Genomic DNA, 17554 nt, shown 5'->3' on the forward strand with positions numbered 1-17554 from the left:
AACCGTCGCTCGCATATGGACCCCCGCGCTTAGGGCTTCGAAGAAATCGCAGCATATGGTGCTGGGCTTGACAAAAATGTTCATAGCAACGATTCTGAGAAGCCTTATTTGGCTTCAAACTGGCACATAAAAATTGTAACGAATCGTAGTGACGCTATTTCAGGAAAACTACCCGTTTTAACCCTCATATAGGCCAAATTGAGGAGAATAGCGTCTCCTGGAATCGTTAGATTTTGAAAACCCTCTAAAAAGGGCAAATAAGCTTTGTAGGAATCGTTAGCGCTGCGGCAGAGGTCGATAGGGAGTTACTTCTCCAAGTATCTTCAAGCATCTCAAGCATCTCATGCATTTGCAAGTATCTTCATGTATCTTCGACCATCCTCAACCATCCTCAAGCTTATTTAAGCATCCTTACACGTTCTAACCTTCTGTATCCTGATGTAACTATATAAACGATACGGATTGCACCTTAAACGGTTGCAGACAGATGAAAATAACGGAAGCCGGGTTGCGGCATGCTCGCAGGAGCTTTATACTGTGAGCAATAAAGGCATCTTCCAGCCCGATGTTATGCAGAGCGGGGGGATGGAGATATGAAGTATAGACGTGCTACAACACCATCCTCCGGTACGATATGTATAACTGGCAGGGAGAGATTCGATGTACAGAAAGGCAGAATTCATATGGCACAATACCCGCAGTGGTCTTATTCGCAGTCGCGGGCCAATATGTTCGATGAGTGCCTGCGCAAATATTATTATCATTATTATGGTGCCCACAATGGCTGGAAAACAGAATCTGCTGACGAGATGCAGGTGCGTTTGTACCGTTTGAAGCAACTGAGCAACCTGTATCTAGTCTTTGGCGATTTGGCACACCGTATGTGTGAGTCGGCAGTACGAAGCAGGGAGGATGGCAAGCCGAAGCCGCGTGAAGCTTTTTTGGAGCAAACGATGCGTGATCTGCTGAACCAGGCGTATAAGGAGTCGATGGACCCCGAGCAGTGGCGCCTCAACCCGAAGAATCGTACAATGCTGTCCGAAATTTATTATGGGGATGATACGTTAAGCGACCGGGTCGCAACGATTAAGGAACGTGCCGGGGCGTGCACCCGCAACCTGTATCAGACGCTGACGTGGGAAGACCTGTCCCGTGCAAGCACCTCTATTCTTGAGATTGAAAAATGGGATACGATGCTGCTGCATGACACTCGCGTGTATGTGAAAATGGACTTGTTGTACAGGCGCAGCAACGGCAACATTGTCATAGTAGACTGGAAGACGGGCAAGGAGGATGATTTCTCCGACCAGTTAATGCTGTACGCTGCCTATGTGAGAGAACATTACCGGGTTCCGCTGGAGCAGATCGAGATTCGGGTGGAGTACCTGCTGACCGGCAAACATAAGGAGTTTACAGCAACGGAAGAGGACATACGCAAGGTGGAGGAGAACGTGGGGCGTTATATTGAGGAGATGCGCTCCTGTGTGGCCGATGAATATTACAACCGCCCGAAGGACATGTCCTATTTCACTCCGATGCCCTCACACCGGGCGTGTCGGGATTGCAATTTTCGAGAGGTATGCAGTGAACGGATCGTCTAGTACGAGAGGTATTCGCGGCAAGCCCGGAAAAATACAAGAGAGAGACAAACTTGAACGAAGGCATGGCGGATTGTATCTTGTATGGCGTGCAGTGACCTCTATCCATTATTATTTCTATCTTTATGCAAAAAAAGAAGCGCACCGCCCGGAGATATTCTCCTTCAGGCGCTGCGCTTCTATGCGTTCCACAGTCTGGACACGGTTGCATCTAGGTGGAACGGCCAGAAGAGCCTACTGAACGGCGGCGGCATTCTCCAGCGCCTGTCCCGCAGGAACATAGGCGTGCCCGAGATCACGGGCAACCGCCTCATACGTGATATGTCCATTCAGCGCATTCACTGCGCTGCGAATGGACGAACTGCCGCGAATCGCGGTGGCTGCACCGTGGTTCGCCAGCTGCAGCGCATAAGGCAAGGTGGCGTTGGTCAGCGCCACCGTGGACGTGCGCGGTACGGCGCCAGGCATGTTCGCCACCGCGTAATGCACGACACCATGTTTCACATAGGTAGGTTCATCGTGGGTGGTGATATGATCAATGGTCTCGACGATCCCGCCCTGATCAATCGCCACATCCACGATGACCGACCCCGGTGCCATGGTCTTCACCACCTGCTCGCTGACAAGCTTCGGCGCTTTGGCGCCCGGAATCAGCACCGCACAGATCAGCAGGTCCGCCCCGGCGACAGCGGACGCAATATTGGAAGGGCTGGATACAAGCGTCTGGATCTGGTTGCCAAAAATATCGTCCAGCTGGCGCAGACGCTGCAGATTCAGATCCAGAATCGTCACATCTGCCCCGAGGCCAATCGCAATTTTGGCAGCATTGGTACCTACCGTACCGCCGCCAATAATAACGACCTTGCCGCGGCTGACGCCAGGCACGCCGGATAACAGAATGCCTTTGCCGCCTTCTGTTTTCTCCAGCAGCTGCGCACCGATCTGCGCAGCCATGCGCCCCGCTACTTCGCTCATTGGTGTAAGCAGCGGGAGAGAGCCGCCGACTTCAAGCGTTTCATAGGCAATAGCGGTGACACGGTGATCGACCAGGGCCTGAGCAAGCGCAGGCTCTGCGGCCAGGTGCAGATAGGTGAACAGGATCAGACCTGGCCGGAAATAGCCGTATTCACTGGCAAGAGGCTCCTTGACCTTGAGAATCATATCGGCATCATGCCAGACTTGAGCGGCCTGTTCGACGATTAACGCACCAGCCTTTTCGTATTCCTGATCCATAAATCCGCTCCCCAGCCCTGCGCCTTGCTCCACAAGGACCTGATGCCCGGCTCGTACGAAATCAGCCGCCCCGGCAGGAGTCATCGCTACACGATTTTCATTGTTTTTGATTTCTTTGGGTAACCCGATTCTCATCGCCATGCACCTCGTCCATTTAATGGTTGTTAGCTTATACTACAAGTTTATGACTCCATGTCTCGTTTTGCACCTTACATAATGTCTAGCTTTTGAAATAATGACTCAACATATTGTCGAAAAAACCTGTTCAGGACATCTGTTCATGGATTATAATGTAAGAAAAAATGACACTAAGAGGGATCGACTTTGCGAAATGACCGTGTATTTACCGTCAGAGATATTCTGGAACGTCCGGTGTTCGGAAGAGCACGGCTTGCAGCAGGGCAAGAAGGTCTGGATCGTCAGGTGGGTTGGGTTCACGTTCTGGAAATTACCAATGTGTCTCCTTTTGTAAGCCCTCATGATCTTATTTTATCCACAGGGTTATGGCTTCAGTCGGAGGATGGACGCGAAGCCTATCTGATGCAGCTGATTCAACGTGAAGCGGCGGGCCTATGTGTGGAATTTGGAACGAGCATTGATGGCATCCCGGAAGCCTTGATCGAACTTGCCAACGAGCATCAGTTTCCACTGATCGTATTTGAGCAGCCGGTAAGGTTTGTGGAGATTACTCAGGATATTCACTCTTTACTTATTAACCACCAGCATCAGCTGTTGAAGAGCCTGGAGACTTATTCCCGTGAACTGCAGCAGCGCACCTTGCAAAGTACAGATATGTCAGCGGTGCTTGAACTGCTGCATATGTATGCATCCAAGCCAATTGTGTACATTTCGTCTATGGAGGCGGGCAGCTTTGTGCCCGGACTTGCCCCGGAGATGGAGCAGGCCATCTACAGCTGGTACAGCCAGGAGGTAGAGCAGCTTAATCTGAACGATTCGGCTACCGAGCTCTGGTTTCACATGGATGAGGAGCATGCACTGCTTTGTTATCCGGTTGTCTGTTTTGGTCAGGTATTCTCGGCGATCGGCATGGTGGTGCACCCTGCGACTGCTGTGGAATATCTGAAGCTTCTGCTGGATTATACAGCCAAAGCTGCGGCGGCACTGACGCTTCGTACTCAATTCCTTGAAGAGAAGATGGTGCGCAGTCAGAATGAACTGATACAGGATCTGATGAATGGTCATATTCAGCAGGAGGAGCAGGCTCGAACACGAATGGGGCTCCGGTTGCTGGTCAAGGGACAGTACTGGTTCGCGGGAGGTGTACTGGAGATTGAACATCGGATGAAGGGAACAGGACGGGAGCGAATGGAAGCGAATCATCAGGATATTCTGGTTCTGCTGCGTTCATTGCTGAAGAAAAATCATCTGACGAGCCTGCTCATGCTGAAAAATAACCAGATCTATCTCTGCTGCGCCAAGGAAGAGTCCCGAACCTCCTCGCGTCAGCAGCTAATGCAGGTGCTGGAAGGCATTACGCAGCATATCAAGCGTTTTGCGGGGACCAACTTGAAGCAAGTTGAAATTCATGCCGGTTTTGGCAGGCTGCGTAATCAATTGACTCCTCTAAAACACAGCCTTCAGGAGGCCTATCAGGTTATTGAAGTGGCGAGGTCGGTTAAACCGATGAAACATGTTCATTTCTATGATCGTATGGGTATATATCAAATGTTAAAAGCAATGCCGCCTTCCTTACTGCAATCCTTTGCAATGGACCATCTGGGAGTGCTTATGGAGCATGATCGGAACCATCAGTTGAGATTGGTCGAGACACTTCATGCTTATCTCTCGAATTTTGGAAGTAAACGAGATGCTGCTGCACAGCTGTTCGTTCATCGGCAGACCTTGTACAATCGGCTGGAAAAGCTGGAAGAACTGCTGGGGCCGGACTACATGCAGCAGGACAAACGATTGTGCCTGGAGATGGCCTTGCTTGCTAACGCCATGATTGAGGGCGGGGAAGGCCAGTCCTCTTAATTCGAGAAGCGTCCTCGGTAACGAATGGATTGGTTCGCAGAGGGAGCCAGAGATAACGAAGCGGGTGCTGCGAGACGATACGGAGACGTCATACGACCGGAGCGCCGCTGGGGTTCCGACTCTTGAACCGGGGTGGTGAGTGCGTGCTGATTGAGCCACGCCTCAAGCCGTTTGGGATCAATGTCAAGTTGTCTGCCCAAATAACAGATATCGAGATGTTTTTTCACACAAATCCGCCTTTCCTGAATGATCGGGCTGAGAGTAGAGGACGAAAAGGAAGCACGAAAGGGAAGCATGAAACCAATCGGTTAGCGTTGGTGTAGAGGCTTGCTCAGGGTGATCGGCGGTGTGTTCTATATGTGAAGAAGCGGCCAGGGTGTATTGGATGCGGTGTCTTAAATCTGATGTGAGCGCTTCTGTATCTTTTTTTCTATAAATTGGCTTTTATCAAGATTCTAACATTTCATATGCTTATGCGCGTCTCAATCTAGTCTCAAATATGAGAGATTAAAGATACTCGAAGTGCCAGAATCCAATATGGAGGAAATATATGGGACATGGTAGTGAAGCTCAAAAAGAAACATATGTCAGGGACGGCAAACGTTTCGTCGCGCGAACCAGAGAGCTGAAGATGCTGGAGCAGTGGTTTGAGCATGCCCAAGCGCCCATGACGATATTTTCAGTTACCGGAATGGGCGGGATTGGAAAATCATCCCTGCTTTCAGAAATGCTGTCCATGTCGAGGGAGCGGGGAGCTACAGCAATCTGGATGGATGGACGATCATGTGGCACAACACCGTCGATGTTTATGGATTACTTCTTGTCCACACTGGGGCTCGAGCTGGAATTGATGGGCAGAGAAGCTGCACATCCGCTCTCTCTGGTGAAAGAAACGTCGAAGAGGAAGCGGCTGGTAATCGCTGTTGATAATTACGAGGAGCTTGCGCTGCTCGAAAGCTGGTTTATGGAAGTGTTCATTGCGAAACTTCATCTAAGCGGGGTGCTCATCATACTGGCGTCCCGTCCTGAACTGGCGGCGACTTGGCGGACCCACCCGCGGCTGTATCAGCGGCTGGTGCAAATGCCGCTGCAGCACTTTACCGCGGATGAAATTACAGAGTATATTGCGATAGCTGGACGACTGAAGCCAAATGTGGCGGGAACGATTACAAGAATGACGGATGGACATCCGCTTGGACTGGCTCTTGCGGTCGAGGCAGCGGATCACGGCAGGAATCTGCCTTATGCAGAGTGGGCCGAGCTGTCTCATATGATCAGTGCCCGGCTGCTGCTGGAGCTGACCATCCCTCGTCTGCATCCGATGGTAGAGGTGTTAACCCTCCTGGAAGCAGCCAATCAGGAGCTGTTATCCGCCGTATTGGATATGGATGTGCAGCAAGAGGAATATCATATGCTGAGACGAATGTCCTTCATTCGTTCTGCACCGGATGGCCTGGCTCTCCACGATATGGCGAGAGTGCATCTGATGCGTGATTTTCGGCAGCGTGAGCCTCATCGCATGCAAGCTATGCGAATTCGAATAGCTGAGCTGCTGAAGCCGCTCCATGAACAAGCGGGCCCCCATGAGCGGCGGCAAATTGCGCGAAAGATGCTGATGCTCTGTCAGGAGTCAATGCTTCAGTTCCGCAAGTATGCCGATGTATCGAACGATTCGTTGTTCTCCCCGCTTGAGCCGATGGATAGAGCTGACCTGCCTTCGCTGCACAAGCTGATGGAACAATGGAGTGAATACAGCGTTGAACCTTGGCAAGCTGTGAACTACGGTCCCTTTCTGGATGAATTGGCGCAGCGTTATCCGGACGGCATTGTACTGAAGCGGGATAAGCGAGGCGAGGTCATTGCGATGTTTATTACCGTGCTCGTGCACCGGGAGACCAGCGAATTGCTTTTAACCTATTTTCCGAACGAAATGAATGAATGCTTTGACCCGGAAGAGCTGGTCCAGGACCCGGATGAGAGCGATACCCATTTTGCGGTGCTGGCTGCCGCGAGAAATGATGTCCCAGGGTATACCCGAGAGGAACTGGTCGGATATATGATACTGGACCGTTTGTCGCTGCTGGGAGATGGGGCAAGAGCGATATTGGTTGCGACCAATCCACATCTGAAGCTGTTTCTAAGAAGTATTGGCTTTCAGATGAGGGAAACTACTACGCGTGCATGTGATCATTATGAGAATCGGGCAGATGTGCTTGAGCTGGATCTTCGCAGCGGGCAGTTCGGTGCCTGGGTGATGTCACTCCTGCATCCGGGTTTGCCGGTTAATCCATCACAGGCAGGGAAGCAAGCATCAGGTCATCATATGAATATGTGGTCTGAACAGGAGGTTCGCAAAATGCTTGGTCAGCTGCACTCTCCGGGCGAGCTGCAGAAGTATGCTGACAAGCTTGCTGGTGTAAAGGGTGGCATTCAGGTGCAGCTATATGTGCTGGACCTGCTGGAAGGCAGAATACATGGCGTATCCCCGCAGGATCAGAAGCTGCTGCATGCCGCATACTGGACTCATGCTGGCAATCCAACTGCCGCAGCACAGGTTTGTTCTATGAGCCGGGCCACCTTCTATCGTCATCTCGGAAAGGCCTTGAGTCGCTTGGCGAGAATATTGTAAAGGAACATGTGCGTATAACAGAGGCGGAGCTCAGTCAGCAACATAGTGAAACCGCGAAAGTTTCGAAAGACAACATTTTTAAACAAGGCAATCCAAAACACAACATTCCGAAACGCAGCAACCGAAACGCAAAAATCCGCAGGTTGACGGCAGACGCCCGTTCCTGCGGATTTTTGCTTTCGTTATCGTCATACATTTTGTAATCCAAGCCGCTTCATTCGGTTATACAGTGTGGCCCTGGAGATACCCAGCTGTTTGGCGAGGGTTCGCTTGTTTCCGCGAGTGGATTCCAGATATTGGAGCAGGAGCTGTGCCTCATATGCATCTAACTGCTGCTGATAAGAAGCAGTGGGGGGATGAGCAGAGGTTGCTTCACTCCGGGTTTCATTTTCCCGCTTCATCGAAATGTGGATGGGCATGCTCTCTTGATGAGGTATGCCCGCGGCAGAAGTAAGTGAATCTGGCAAGTATTCGGGTTTCACCTCTCCATCCATCGTTAGAATCGTTAAACGTTCGATGACGTTGCGCAGCTCGCGCACGTTACCGGGCCAGTCGTACTGGAACAGCAGCTTGAAAACTTCGGGTGGAATTACTTCAATATGCCGATTATAGAGCAGTGAGAACTCTTGCAAAAAGGTTTGGGTTAACTCATAGATGTCCTCTTTGCGCAATCGGAGCGGCGGGATGATGAGATTGATGACATTCAGCCGATAATACAGATCCTCCCGGAATTGATTGCGGGCAATCATGGCGGGAAGGTCCTGATTGGTCGCAGCGATAATCCGGCAGTTGGCCTGTTTGGTGCGGGTTCCTCCAACCGGGAAATAACTCCGCTCCTGTAAAACACGAAGCAGTTTTACCTGGAGCTCGGAAGGCATCTCCCCAATCTCGTCGAGGAAAAGGGTTCCGCCATCTGCCAGCTCGATCTTGCCTTTTTTTCCCTTGGGATCAGCACCGGAGAAGGCACCTTTCTCGTAACCAAACAGCTCGCTTTCAAACAAGGAGGCAGGAATAGCCCCGCAATTAATAGCGATAAAAGGAGCGGTCTGCGGCTCGCGCAGATCATGTATCGCTTTGGCGAACAGCTCCTTGCCTGTACCGCTTTCGCCAAGAATGAGCACGGTGGCAGGAGTAGTGCTGATTTTGCGAATCGTTTCCTGACATTGACGGATAATCGGACTGCTGCCCTTGATCCGGGCAAACGGGTCAGTCTCGGGACGAAGCCGTGCCACGGCTTTTTCCAGATGCTGAACCTTGGAGGTCATGTGCAGCAATTCCTGATGCAGACGAATTTCAGTAGTAATGTCAACCTCTGCCGCTACGGCGCCGACGATGCGCCCATCCAGTCTGACCGGGCGTGCGTTAATGAGAGCGAACAGATCGGGTCTGGGCTGGTGCTGCTTGCGGTAGACTGTTTCGCCAGTGTATAACGTTTTGAGAGATTGAAGTCGTTCTGGCGGGAAAAAGTTGGCGGCAGGCTGACCGATAATATCGGTTTTGCTGATTGAGAAAATATGTTCAGCGCCGGATGTCCAGTAGGCCACCTTGGCTTCTTCATTAATCAAAGACAGCGCAGAGCCAGCGGTTTCCAGCGTAGTTTCGAGATAAGCTTCCATCAGGCGATGGGCCTGATGCATCGCCTTCATGATATCGGATGCGGAGAGATAACCGCTCCATTCGTCACGATCATTTTTGACGATCAGAAAAGGACTCTGGATAAACATCGGAATGACTTGCGCAAGCTCCAGAGTTGGCGGGATCACAGGCACGGTTAACATGCAGTGATGCGGCAAGCTGCGAGACGATGAGGCAGATGTATTGCACGATATGGTAGGTGAGCCATCCTCGAGTAGAGGGTCCGGCTGGTCAAAGGATGCAGGATAAAGATAAGCCTTACCCGCCGCAGAGCGAATAAATACAGGTCGATCCGACGTTGTGTCGGGATCGGGATGTACGGGCAGATGAGGGAGTGCGCTAACGGGAAAATCATCGCAGATCAGCATGTCTGTTCGCGTCAGCTCTTTCAGCGTAGGAAGTAAATGTCTCATCAGGATCACCTCGATTACAACATTCAAATTAGAAAAATAGATTAGAAAAATGAAGTTATCATTATTATATCGTTTGCATAGAGGTGTGTATATATTTTTTGACATCGTTTGTTCGGATGAAGTTGGTGGGAATAATGGATTGTAAAAAATACTTTTTGTATGCGTTATCAAAATAGAGACATTCAGAAAATTGTTGATATTACTGCAAAAATTAACTTTATATAGAAGTTTGGAGGTTTGCGAATGTTAATTTATATTACATAAAATAAGTGTGAAAACGGGGCTGAAAGGATAGCTGGGGAACAGGTTAGAACATCAAGCGAAGGTGGAAATTTAACGAAAAGTTTAAATGTTGTCTAATTTTTTGAACATAAAATTCAATGAATCTTGATTTTTAGACATTGAGTAAGATGAAAAAACCATGCGATCCGATATGGATGAAGGAAGGCATGGTATAGGTTTATATTGTGAAGGCATGGTTTTGGTCGATGTTGTAGAAGGCGTGGTATGGGTCGATGTTGTGAAAGGCATGGCGTTGTTTGGAGCGCTCTTGTGTACGACATGTTATGGCTAGGACGAATGCTGTGGAAGACAGGGTGCAGATCGGATCGGTACACGGTTAACGAAACATGTTTTTGAGCACCATCCAGAGGTTGGCCGGTTTTTCAGCCAGACGACGGGTGTAATATGGATACCACATCGTTCCGTACGGTACATAACAGCGGATGCGATAACCCTCCTGTGCCAGGCGCTCCTGTTCGCTCATTCGCAGGCCGTATAACATCTGGAATTCGAAAGCATCGGGGGAGATGTCCCGATCCTTGGCGTACTGTTTCGTCCAGTTGATGATGTGATCATCATGTGAGGCAACAGCGGTGTACACGCCTTGATCAAGATGATGACGAATCATCGTTTTGAACTGATGCATCACTTCGGCTGTACTCTGATACGCAACAGTGGCAGGCTCTTTGTAGGCCCCTTTGACAAGGCGCAGCCGAATGCCCTCTCGAATCATGTCACGTGTATCCTCTTCCGTTCGATGCAAATAAGCCTGTAATACAGTACCTGTATTATCCAACCCTTCTGCATGAAGTCTTCGTACCAAGTCGAGTGTGGCTTGTGTGAATGGACTATCCTCCATATCAATGCGTACGAACAGATCATGCTGCTTCGCTTTGGAGGCAACGGTTCGAATGTTCTGATAACCGGCTTCGGGGTCGAGTGCCAGCCCCATCTGGGTCGGCTTCAGTGAAACGTTGGAGTCGGCTCCGCTGTGTGCTATGCCCTCAACCAGCTTTACATACTCATCTCTGTAAAGGGCCGCCTCGTTCAGATGAGTGATGCCCTCTCCCAGATGATCGAGTGTCGCCATAATACCTTTGCTGTTTAATGTGCGTATTTCCTCAAGCGCCTCTTCCAGCGTGCTGCCAGCGATAAATTTGCCTGCGAGCTTTTTACCGTATTTAAGGGACAGGCTTTCTACTGCTTTATTGCCAGCCACGGTTAACAACGTTTTGCGGTATAGTTCCGTTCCGACACTCATCGTGCTTCCTCCTTAATAATTCATGATTGTGTATTTGATATATCTAGCAAAAAACGTGCCAAAAGCTGCTGTATGCGATTGCTGATGCCCTAATTATTTTTATGAAAATTTTTATCTCCGCTAATCCAAAAAATATTTCATTCTCAAGCGGAGTTGGCACGCTTCTTGCTTCATATATTTGAATGAGACGTAAGTGCTGCATGAATCCGAGCAGCCCACATCCTGAAGGAGGAATCATTGATGAACATTCCATTTGTTAACGAACCTTTTACAGCTTTTGCGGTGCAGGAGAACCGGGAAGCCTTTGAGGACGCACTCCGCAGGGTGCAATCCGAGCTTGGACGGGAATATCCGATCATCATTGGTGGTCAAAAAATAACCGGCAGCCGTACGTTACATTCCGTTAACCCGGCTGCGAAGGAGCAAGTGATTGGAACAGTTCACCAAGCCAATCGGGAGCTGGCCGAGAAGGCCATCCAGACAGCGGCAGAAACGTTCCAAACCTGGAAGCACACGGACCCGAACGAGCGGGCCCGTTATCTGTACAAAGCGGCAGCTCTTATGCGCCGCCGCAAGCATGAATTCTCCGCCTGGATGGTCTATGAGGCGGGTAAGACCTGGCCTGAGGCAGATGCAGATACCGCTGAAGCAATCGATTTTATGGAATTTTATGCTCGGGAAATGCAGCGTCTCAGTGAACCTCAGCCGCTCGTACGGATCGCGGGGGAAGATAATGAGCTGACATATATTCCGCTCGGTGTAGGTATCGTAATTCCGCCGTGGAATTTCCCGCTGGCGATTATGGCAGGCATGACCTCGGCTGCATTGGTGTCAGGCAACACGGTAGTTCTAAAACCGGCGAGCACTACACCAGTCATTGCGGCAAAATTTATGGAACTGCTTGCAGAAGTAGGGCTGCCGGACGGCGTGGTGAATTTCTTGCCGGGACCAGGAAGTGATGTTGGGGATTACCTCGTAGATCATGCACTAACACGTTTTATCAGCTTCACGGGTTCACGGGATGTTGGCCTGCGAATCAATGAACGCGCTGCAAAAACAGCTCCGGGGCAAAAATGGATCAAACGTGTGATCGCCGAGATGGGCGGCAAAGATTCCATCGTTGTGGACAATGACAGTGATCTGGACCTGGCAGCCGAATCCATTACAGCATCAGCCTTCGGTTTCTCGGGCCAAAAATGTTCTGCGTGTTCCCGTGCCATTATTCATAAGGATGTATATGATGAAGTATTACAAAAGGTGATTGAGCGTACGCAAAAGCTGACGGTAGGCAGTCCGCTTGAAATGCACAGTTACATGGGGCCCGTCATTGACGATAAAGCCTATGCGAAGATCACTGAATATATTGAAATCGGCAAGCAGGAAGGTCGTCTGGTTCATGGTGGAGGTACAGGAGATCCCCAAGGTTACTTCGTCGAACCTACGATTATTGCGGATGTGGACCCATTGGCCCGGATCGCTCAGGAGGAGATTTTTGGCCCGGTGCTGGCTTTTATCAAGGCCGATTCATTCCAGGAGGCGCTGGAGATTGCCAACAATACCGATTATGGCTTAACCGGGGCAGTTATCTCGCGTAATCGGGCACATCTGGAGCAGGCGAGACGTGAATATTTCGCAGGCAATCTGTACTTCAACCGCAAGTGTACAGGGGCTTTGGTAGGCACACATCCGTTCGGCGGGTTTAACATGTCGGGCACGGATTCCAAAGCAGGCGGCAGAGACTACCTGCTGTTATTTACACAGGCGAAGCTGGTGTCGGAAAAATATTGACCAAGAGGATGTGGAAGGTTAATCTGTCCTCAGAGCGTTCTCTTTAAACTTTAATTTATTTCGCGTTCCAGTCAATCGTGTCCAGCGCGACAGAAGGAGGACAACGGATGTTAGGTGTTCAGTTGGTACAGGAGCAGCGGCTCCGGCTGTCCATCACGCCGGAGATCAAGCAGTCCTTGCATGTGCTGACCTTGTCGGGTCAGGAGCTGATTCGTTATTTGCAGGATGCCGCGGCGGAAAATCCACTGCTCGAGCTGCAGGAAATACCATTTTCTCCGTACAGGTCAGCCAGAGGAAACGAGCAATTATGGCATGGTGCATATGATCCTTTGCTCCAAGCCAGAAGTGCAGAGCCTACACTAGAGCAGGTGCTGGCTTCCCAGATTCGCATCGTGATCGCCCCGGAAGAACAGAAAAGAGCTGCTGTCTATTTGGCCGGATGCCTGAATGGCAACGGATATCTGAAGATCGAGCTGACCGAGGTGCAGTCTGATCTGGGGATGTCCATGAATGAGGTCACTGCCGGCTTGAAGCTGCTGCAATCCCTTGAGCCTGCTGGCGTGGGTGCACGGAATTTGCAAGAGTGTTTGCTGCTGCAGATTCAGCGTGATGCTTCGGCTGTACCGCATGCGGCGCAGATGGTACAGGCGGGGCTGGAAGCGCTTGTCCCTTTTCACCCGGGACGAATGGCAGGCAGGCTTGGCATAACCGCGCAAGCAGCACAACGGGCATATGACTATATCACCCAATTAGACCCGAAGCCATGCCGCTCGATCGGCAGCGATGAATCTCCGCATTATGTTGTTCCTGATGCGGCTGTGGAGCTGGTGAACGGCGAGACGGTACTCAGCTTGTATACAGCAGGTAACCTGCGGTTATCCATGAATGAAGCCTGCAGCAGCTGGATCAGGGAGGCATCTCCCGGTGAACGCTGGGTGCATCGGGCAGCTGAGGCAAGGGCGATCCTGCGCAGTGTGCAATTGAGACGAAGAACGCTGCTTCGTGTTATTACAGCAGTGATGGATGAACAGAAGCGTTTTCTGAGCGAGGGGCCTGATGCACTCGTGCCGCTGAATCTGGCGGTCATTGCGGGAAGAATTGACATGCATGAATCTACGGTGAGTCGTGCTGTGAATGGCAAAACCATACGAACCCCGCACGGGATGTATACCTTGAAAGCTTTTTTCGATACGGGTGTGAAAACCTTGTCCGGTCATGAGACCTCCTCATCGGCTGTGAAACGGCGGCTTAAGGAAATTATCCGTTCCGAATCGGTGAGAAGGCCCTACTCTGACAGTCAGCTCGCTGCTGTTTTGGCTGAAGAAGGCATTGTGATCTCCCGAAGAACGGTTGCGAAATACAGAGACGAGCTACGTATTCTGCCATCTCTGGAACGGAAACGCTGGGTCTGAGCAAGAGAGTAAATGAGCAGCAGATGTGCACAGTGTCTCTGAAATGACAATGCAGATACCTGAAAAATCCCTGTTATCCGAACGAACGGACAACAGGGATTTTTAGTGTTTTTGTCGGCAGAATAATCTTACAACCGCTCCATATTGCGCAGGAAATGCTCTCCGGCAATACCCGGTGTTGTCATCTGCTCGGGATGTAAAATTTCTTCCAATTCTTCCGGTGTCAGCAAACCACGCTCAAGAATGATCTCCTGCAAGGTCATGCCGGTCTTCAGTGCTTCCTTGACAATGGAGGCAGCTACATTATAACCGAGGTGCGGATTCAATGCGGTTACAACACTGAAGCTCTGCTTCATAATTAACTCGCAGCGCTCCCGATTGGCTTCCATTTCTTCCACCGCATATCGGGTAAATACGTCAATGCCGTTATTCATAATTTTCAGAGATTGCAGCAGGTTAAAGGCAATTACTGGCCCCATAACGTTCAGCTCGAATTGTCCTGCTTCACAAGCCATACAGATGGTGTGATCATTACCCATCACCTGGAAGGACACCTGATTGATCACTTCGGCCATCACCGGATTGACCTTGCCTGGCATAATGGAAGAGCCCGGCTGACGAGGTGGCAAACGCAGCTCGTTAAGTCCCGCACGAGGTCCTGAAGCCATCAATCGAATGTCATTACAGATTTTGGACAAGCTGACTGCACATACTTTCAAAGCAGCTGACAGTTCCAGATAAGCATCGGTGTTCTGGGTAGCGTCTACCAGATCATCTGCGGTCTTGAGCGGGAGACCGGTCACTTCGGACAGATACTCGGTAACCTTTACGATATACTCCGGCTTTGCATTGAGCCCTGTACCTACAGCCGTTGCACCCATATTGATGGAGAGCATACGTTTGTTAGCATATTCAAGACGTTCAATATCCCGTCCGATTACGCGGGCATAAGCCCCGAATTCTTGACCAAGACGGATCGGCACGGCATCCTGAAGATGGGTGCGTCCCACTTTGACAACATCGTTGAACTCGATTTCCTTTTGGTGGAAGGCGTCCTGCAGCCTTTTCATCGTACCAAGAAGTGTCTCCGAGAGACGGTAGGCTGCAATGCGCAGGGCTGTTGGCACAACATCATTCGTAGACTGAGACATGTTCACGTGATTGTTTGGATTGCAGTGGAAGTAATCTCCCTTGTTTTTGGTTAACAGTTCAAGTCCGCGGTTGGCCAAAATTTCGTTCATATTCATATTCATGGAGGTGCCAGCACCACCCTGAATGGAGTCTACAATAAAATGATCCAGATGATGGCCCTTCATCATTTCATCCGCCGCCATAATAATGACTTCACCGATTTTGTTAGGCAGCATTTTCAGCTCCATGTTCGCCATAGCCGCCGCCTTTTTAACAGCAGCCAGCGCTGTAATCAGTTCGCGGTGAACCGGAACGCCGGTAATCGGGAAGTTCTCTACAGCCCGCACCGTCTGAATTCCATAGTACGCGTAAGCCGGGATTTCTTTTTCACCGATAAAATCTTTCTCCGTCCGAGTGGACATAGTAGACATCTCGTTCGCCTCCAGTGGCATCATAGAAATAGTTCGTCTCCAGCACTGCTGAAGCGCACTCAGTATATCATTTAAGCAAAATAGATGCCAAGCTAAATGATTCTTTCGGTTTAACCGATAATAATTTAAATTGGGGAATTCAAAATTCATATCAATAATAATGAGCAGCAGGGGAGTTGTACCCAAGCTTGTCTTATCATTATGAGCTATATGGTATGAAAGTCATGCATGAATAGGGGGAAAGGGCGAAATAGAGCGTTTTCAGTGATATATGTCACAAGAAAATTAGTGCATGATTGGTAAAATAGGAAAAAAGGACTACGGGGTGTGAAAATGAAGTGGAATTTGGGAGCGAAGACAGTTGCAGGTTTAATACTTATTTCAATTATTACATATGGGACAAGCGGCTTTTTTATCTTTTTTGTTAAGGATTGGGTTTCATTAGATATCCCAAGCTGGTTGTATATCACCATTATTTTAGTGATGGGTGTGTGCTGGAACGGCATCCTTGGATGGATAGCCTCGCGTTATCTGACTCGTCCCATTGTGAAGCTGTCTCAAGTGGCGCAGCAGGTATCTTCTGGTGACCTGACGGCTGAAGTTCCTGCAAGGCGTGCACAGGATGAGCTTACTGTATTATATGATGCTTTTCGCATAATGGTTTCTAACCTTCGTGGAATTGTGAATGATATCTCGGATAGCACAAGAACGACATCGCAGAATGCCCAGTCTCTCAGTGAGGCGATCACACAGGCTGCCGAGCAGATCGAGATGATGTCAGATGCCGTTGAACACATCGCTACAGGGGTTGAGGAACAGAAGCAAACGTCGCAGCAATCCCTCACGACCGCAGATGAAATGCTGCATGATTTCCAGCGGATGCAGAAGCAATCTTTGGGCATGACGGACTTGTCCGGTCAGATGGAGCAATCGGTGGAGCAGACCAAACAGACTTTTTCCTCACTGATGAAGGGCATGGACGAGCTTGCAGCATCTCACAATCGCTCCCGCGATATCATGCTGCTGCTGGAGAAGGAAGCGTCTGATATTGAAGTGATTACACAGTCCGTTAAAAATATTGCGGAAGAGACAGGACTTCTTGCCTTGAACGCTTCTATAGAAGCAGCACGGGCAGGAGAAGAGGGAGCAGGCTTTGCCGTTGTGGCCCAGCAGATTCGCAAGCTTGCTGACGAAAGTAAAGATTCCGTACATCGCATCAATGAGCTGATCAGCCGTGTGCAGCAGCGAATTCGGGAGACGGCACAGCTGAGTCATGAACAGCATGGTCTGGTGGTCAACGAATCAGAGCGCACGGTAACCGTGGATCAAACACTGCATGTGCTGACAGGTGCAGTTGAAGTCTTTATGCAGGGTGCACATGAGATTGGGTCCAAAATAGCAGAGCAGACGGGCCGTGTTGAGCTGACTCATGGTCATGTGAAACAAATTCAGGGAAAAGCGGGTTCATTCTCGGATGAAGCCAGACGAATTATGGATGCGGCTCATGAAGAGACTGCGATCATGCAAGAGATTTCTTCCTCGGCAGAGGAGTTAAGGCAGTTGACGGATCGACTGCTTGAAAAAACAAAAGCATTTCGGATGCAGCCTTGAGCTGTTTCCGAAATGCTTTTTCTTTTTTTGAATAGAATGAAAATTAGCTTATTATGGTTAAAGCCGAACGTTTTTTCGTGGAAATAAGGATTTGTAAAGTTTTTTTAAGAAAGATTAACAAAATTGCAACGCGCG

Annotated in this window: 11 protein-coding genes; 6 read left to right on the forward strand and 5 right to left on the reverse strand. The window is 49.9% G+C overall.

What is annotated here, in order from left to right:
* The first annotated feature begins 683 nt into the window (after positions 1–683).
* Positions 684–1601 carry a RecB family exonuclease gene (locus HNR77_RS20885; RefSeq protein ID WP_184188869.1) on the forward strand — a complete coding sequence of 306 codons (918 nt, stop codon included), beginning with the start codon at positions 684–686 and terminating at the stop codon, positions 1599–1601.
* Positions 1602–1832: 231 nt separating this feature from the next.
* On the opposite strand, the gene ald is transcribed toward HNR77_RS20885, so the two are convergent.
* Positions 1833–2966 (reverse strand): alanine dehydrogenase, encoded by a 1134-nt coding sequence (gene ald, locus HNR77_RS20890; RefSeq protein ID WP_184188663.1) that lies wholly within the window; start codon positions 2964–2966, stop codon positions 1833–1835.
* A 189-nt stretch (positions 2967–3155) separates the two neighbouring features.
* Here ald and HNR77_RS20895 point away from each other — a divergent pair, with 189 nt between their 5' ends.
* Positions 3156–4826 (forward strand): PucR family transcriptional regulator, encoded by a 1671-nt coding sequence (locus HNR77_RS20895; protein WP_184188666.1) that lies wholly within the window; start codon positions 3156–3158, stop codon positions 4824–4826.
* Here the strand turns inward: HNR77_RS20895 and HNR77_RS20900 are convergent.
* Positions 4823–5053, reverse strand: coding sequence for a hypothetical protein (locus tag HNR77_RS20900; RefSeq protein ID WP_184188669.1), 231 nt, complete (start codon positions 5051–5053; stop codon positions 4823–4825). The genes HNR77_RS20895 and HNR77_RS20900 overlap by 4 nt on opposite strands.
* A 323-nt stretch (positions 5054–5376) precedes the next feature.
* On the opposite strand from HNR77_RS20900, the gene HNR77_RS20905 reads away from it, so the two are divergent.
* Positions 5377–7455 (forward strand): nSTAND1 domain-containing NTPase, encoded by a 2079-nt coding sequence (locus HNR77_RS20905; protein ID WP_184188671.1) that lies wholly within the window; start codon positions 5377–5379, stop codon positions 7453–7455.
* Between the two features lie 188 nt (positions 7456–7643).
* On the opposite strand, the gene HNR77_RS20910 is transcribed toward HNR77_RS20905, so the two are convergent.
* Positions 7644–9503 carry a sigma-54 interaction domain-containing protein gene (locus tag HNR77_RS20910; protein ID WP_184188674.1) on the reverse strand — a complete coding sequence of 620 codons (1860 nt, stop codon included), beginning with the start codon at positions 9501–9503 and terminating at the stop codon, positions 7644–7646.
* A 619-nt stretch (positions 9504–10122) separates the two neighbouring features.
* Positions 10123–11046 carry a proline dehydrogenase family protein gene (locus HNR77_RS20920; protein ID WP_184188680.1) on the reverse strand — a complete coding sequence of 308 codons (924 nt, stop codon included), beginning with the start codon at positions 11044–11046 and terminating at the stop codon, positions 10123–10125.
* A gap of 240 nt (positions 11047–11286) precedes the next feature.
* Between HNR77_RS20920 and pruA the strand changes: the two genes are divergently transcribed.
* Together pruA and rpoN are read left to right on the forward strand one after the other, a co-directional pair.
* A complete protein-coding gene (pruA, locus tag HNR77_RS20925) occupies positions 11287–12834 on the forward strand; it encodes an L-glutamate gamma-semialdehyde dehydrogenase (protein ID WP_184188682.1) in 1548 nt (515 codons plus the stop codon).
* A 107-nt stretch (positions 12835–12941) separates the two neighbouring features.
* Positions 12942–14246, forward strand: a complete 1305-nt coding sequence (gene rpoN, locus HNR77_RS20930; RefSeq protein WP_184188685.1) for an RNA polymerase factor sigma-54 — start codon at positions 12942–12944, stop codon at positions 14244–14246.
* A 128-nt stretch (positions 14247–14374) separates the two neighbouring features.
* On the opposite strand, the gene HNR77_RS20935 is transcribed toward rpoN, so the two are convergent.
* Positions 14375–15808, reverse strand: a complete 1434-nt coding sequence (locus tag HNR77_RS20935; RefSeq protein WP_111271625.1) for an aspartate ammonia-lyase — start codon at positions 15806–15808, stop codon at positions 14375–14377.
* A 333-nt stretch (positions 15809–16141) separates the two neighbouring features.
* Here HNR77_RS20935 and HNR77_RS20940 point away from each other — a divergent pair, with 333 nt between their 5' ends.
* The gene (locus HNR77_RS20940) at positions 16142–17419 is read left to right on the forward strand and encodes a methyl-accepting chemotaxis protein (RefSeq protein ID WP_184188688.1); all 1278 of its coding nucleotides are present in this window, start codon (positions 16142–16144) and stop codon (positions 17417–17419) included.
* Positions 17420–17554: the final 135 nt, after the last annotated feature.

The organism is Paenibacillus sp. JGP012 (assembly GCF_014203995.1).
In the GTDB taxonomy this organism is placed as follows: Bacteria; Bacillota; Bacilli; order Paenibacillales; family Paenibacillaceae; genus Paenibacillus; species Paenibacillus silvae.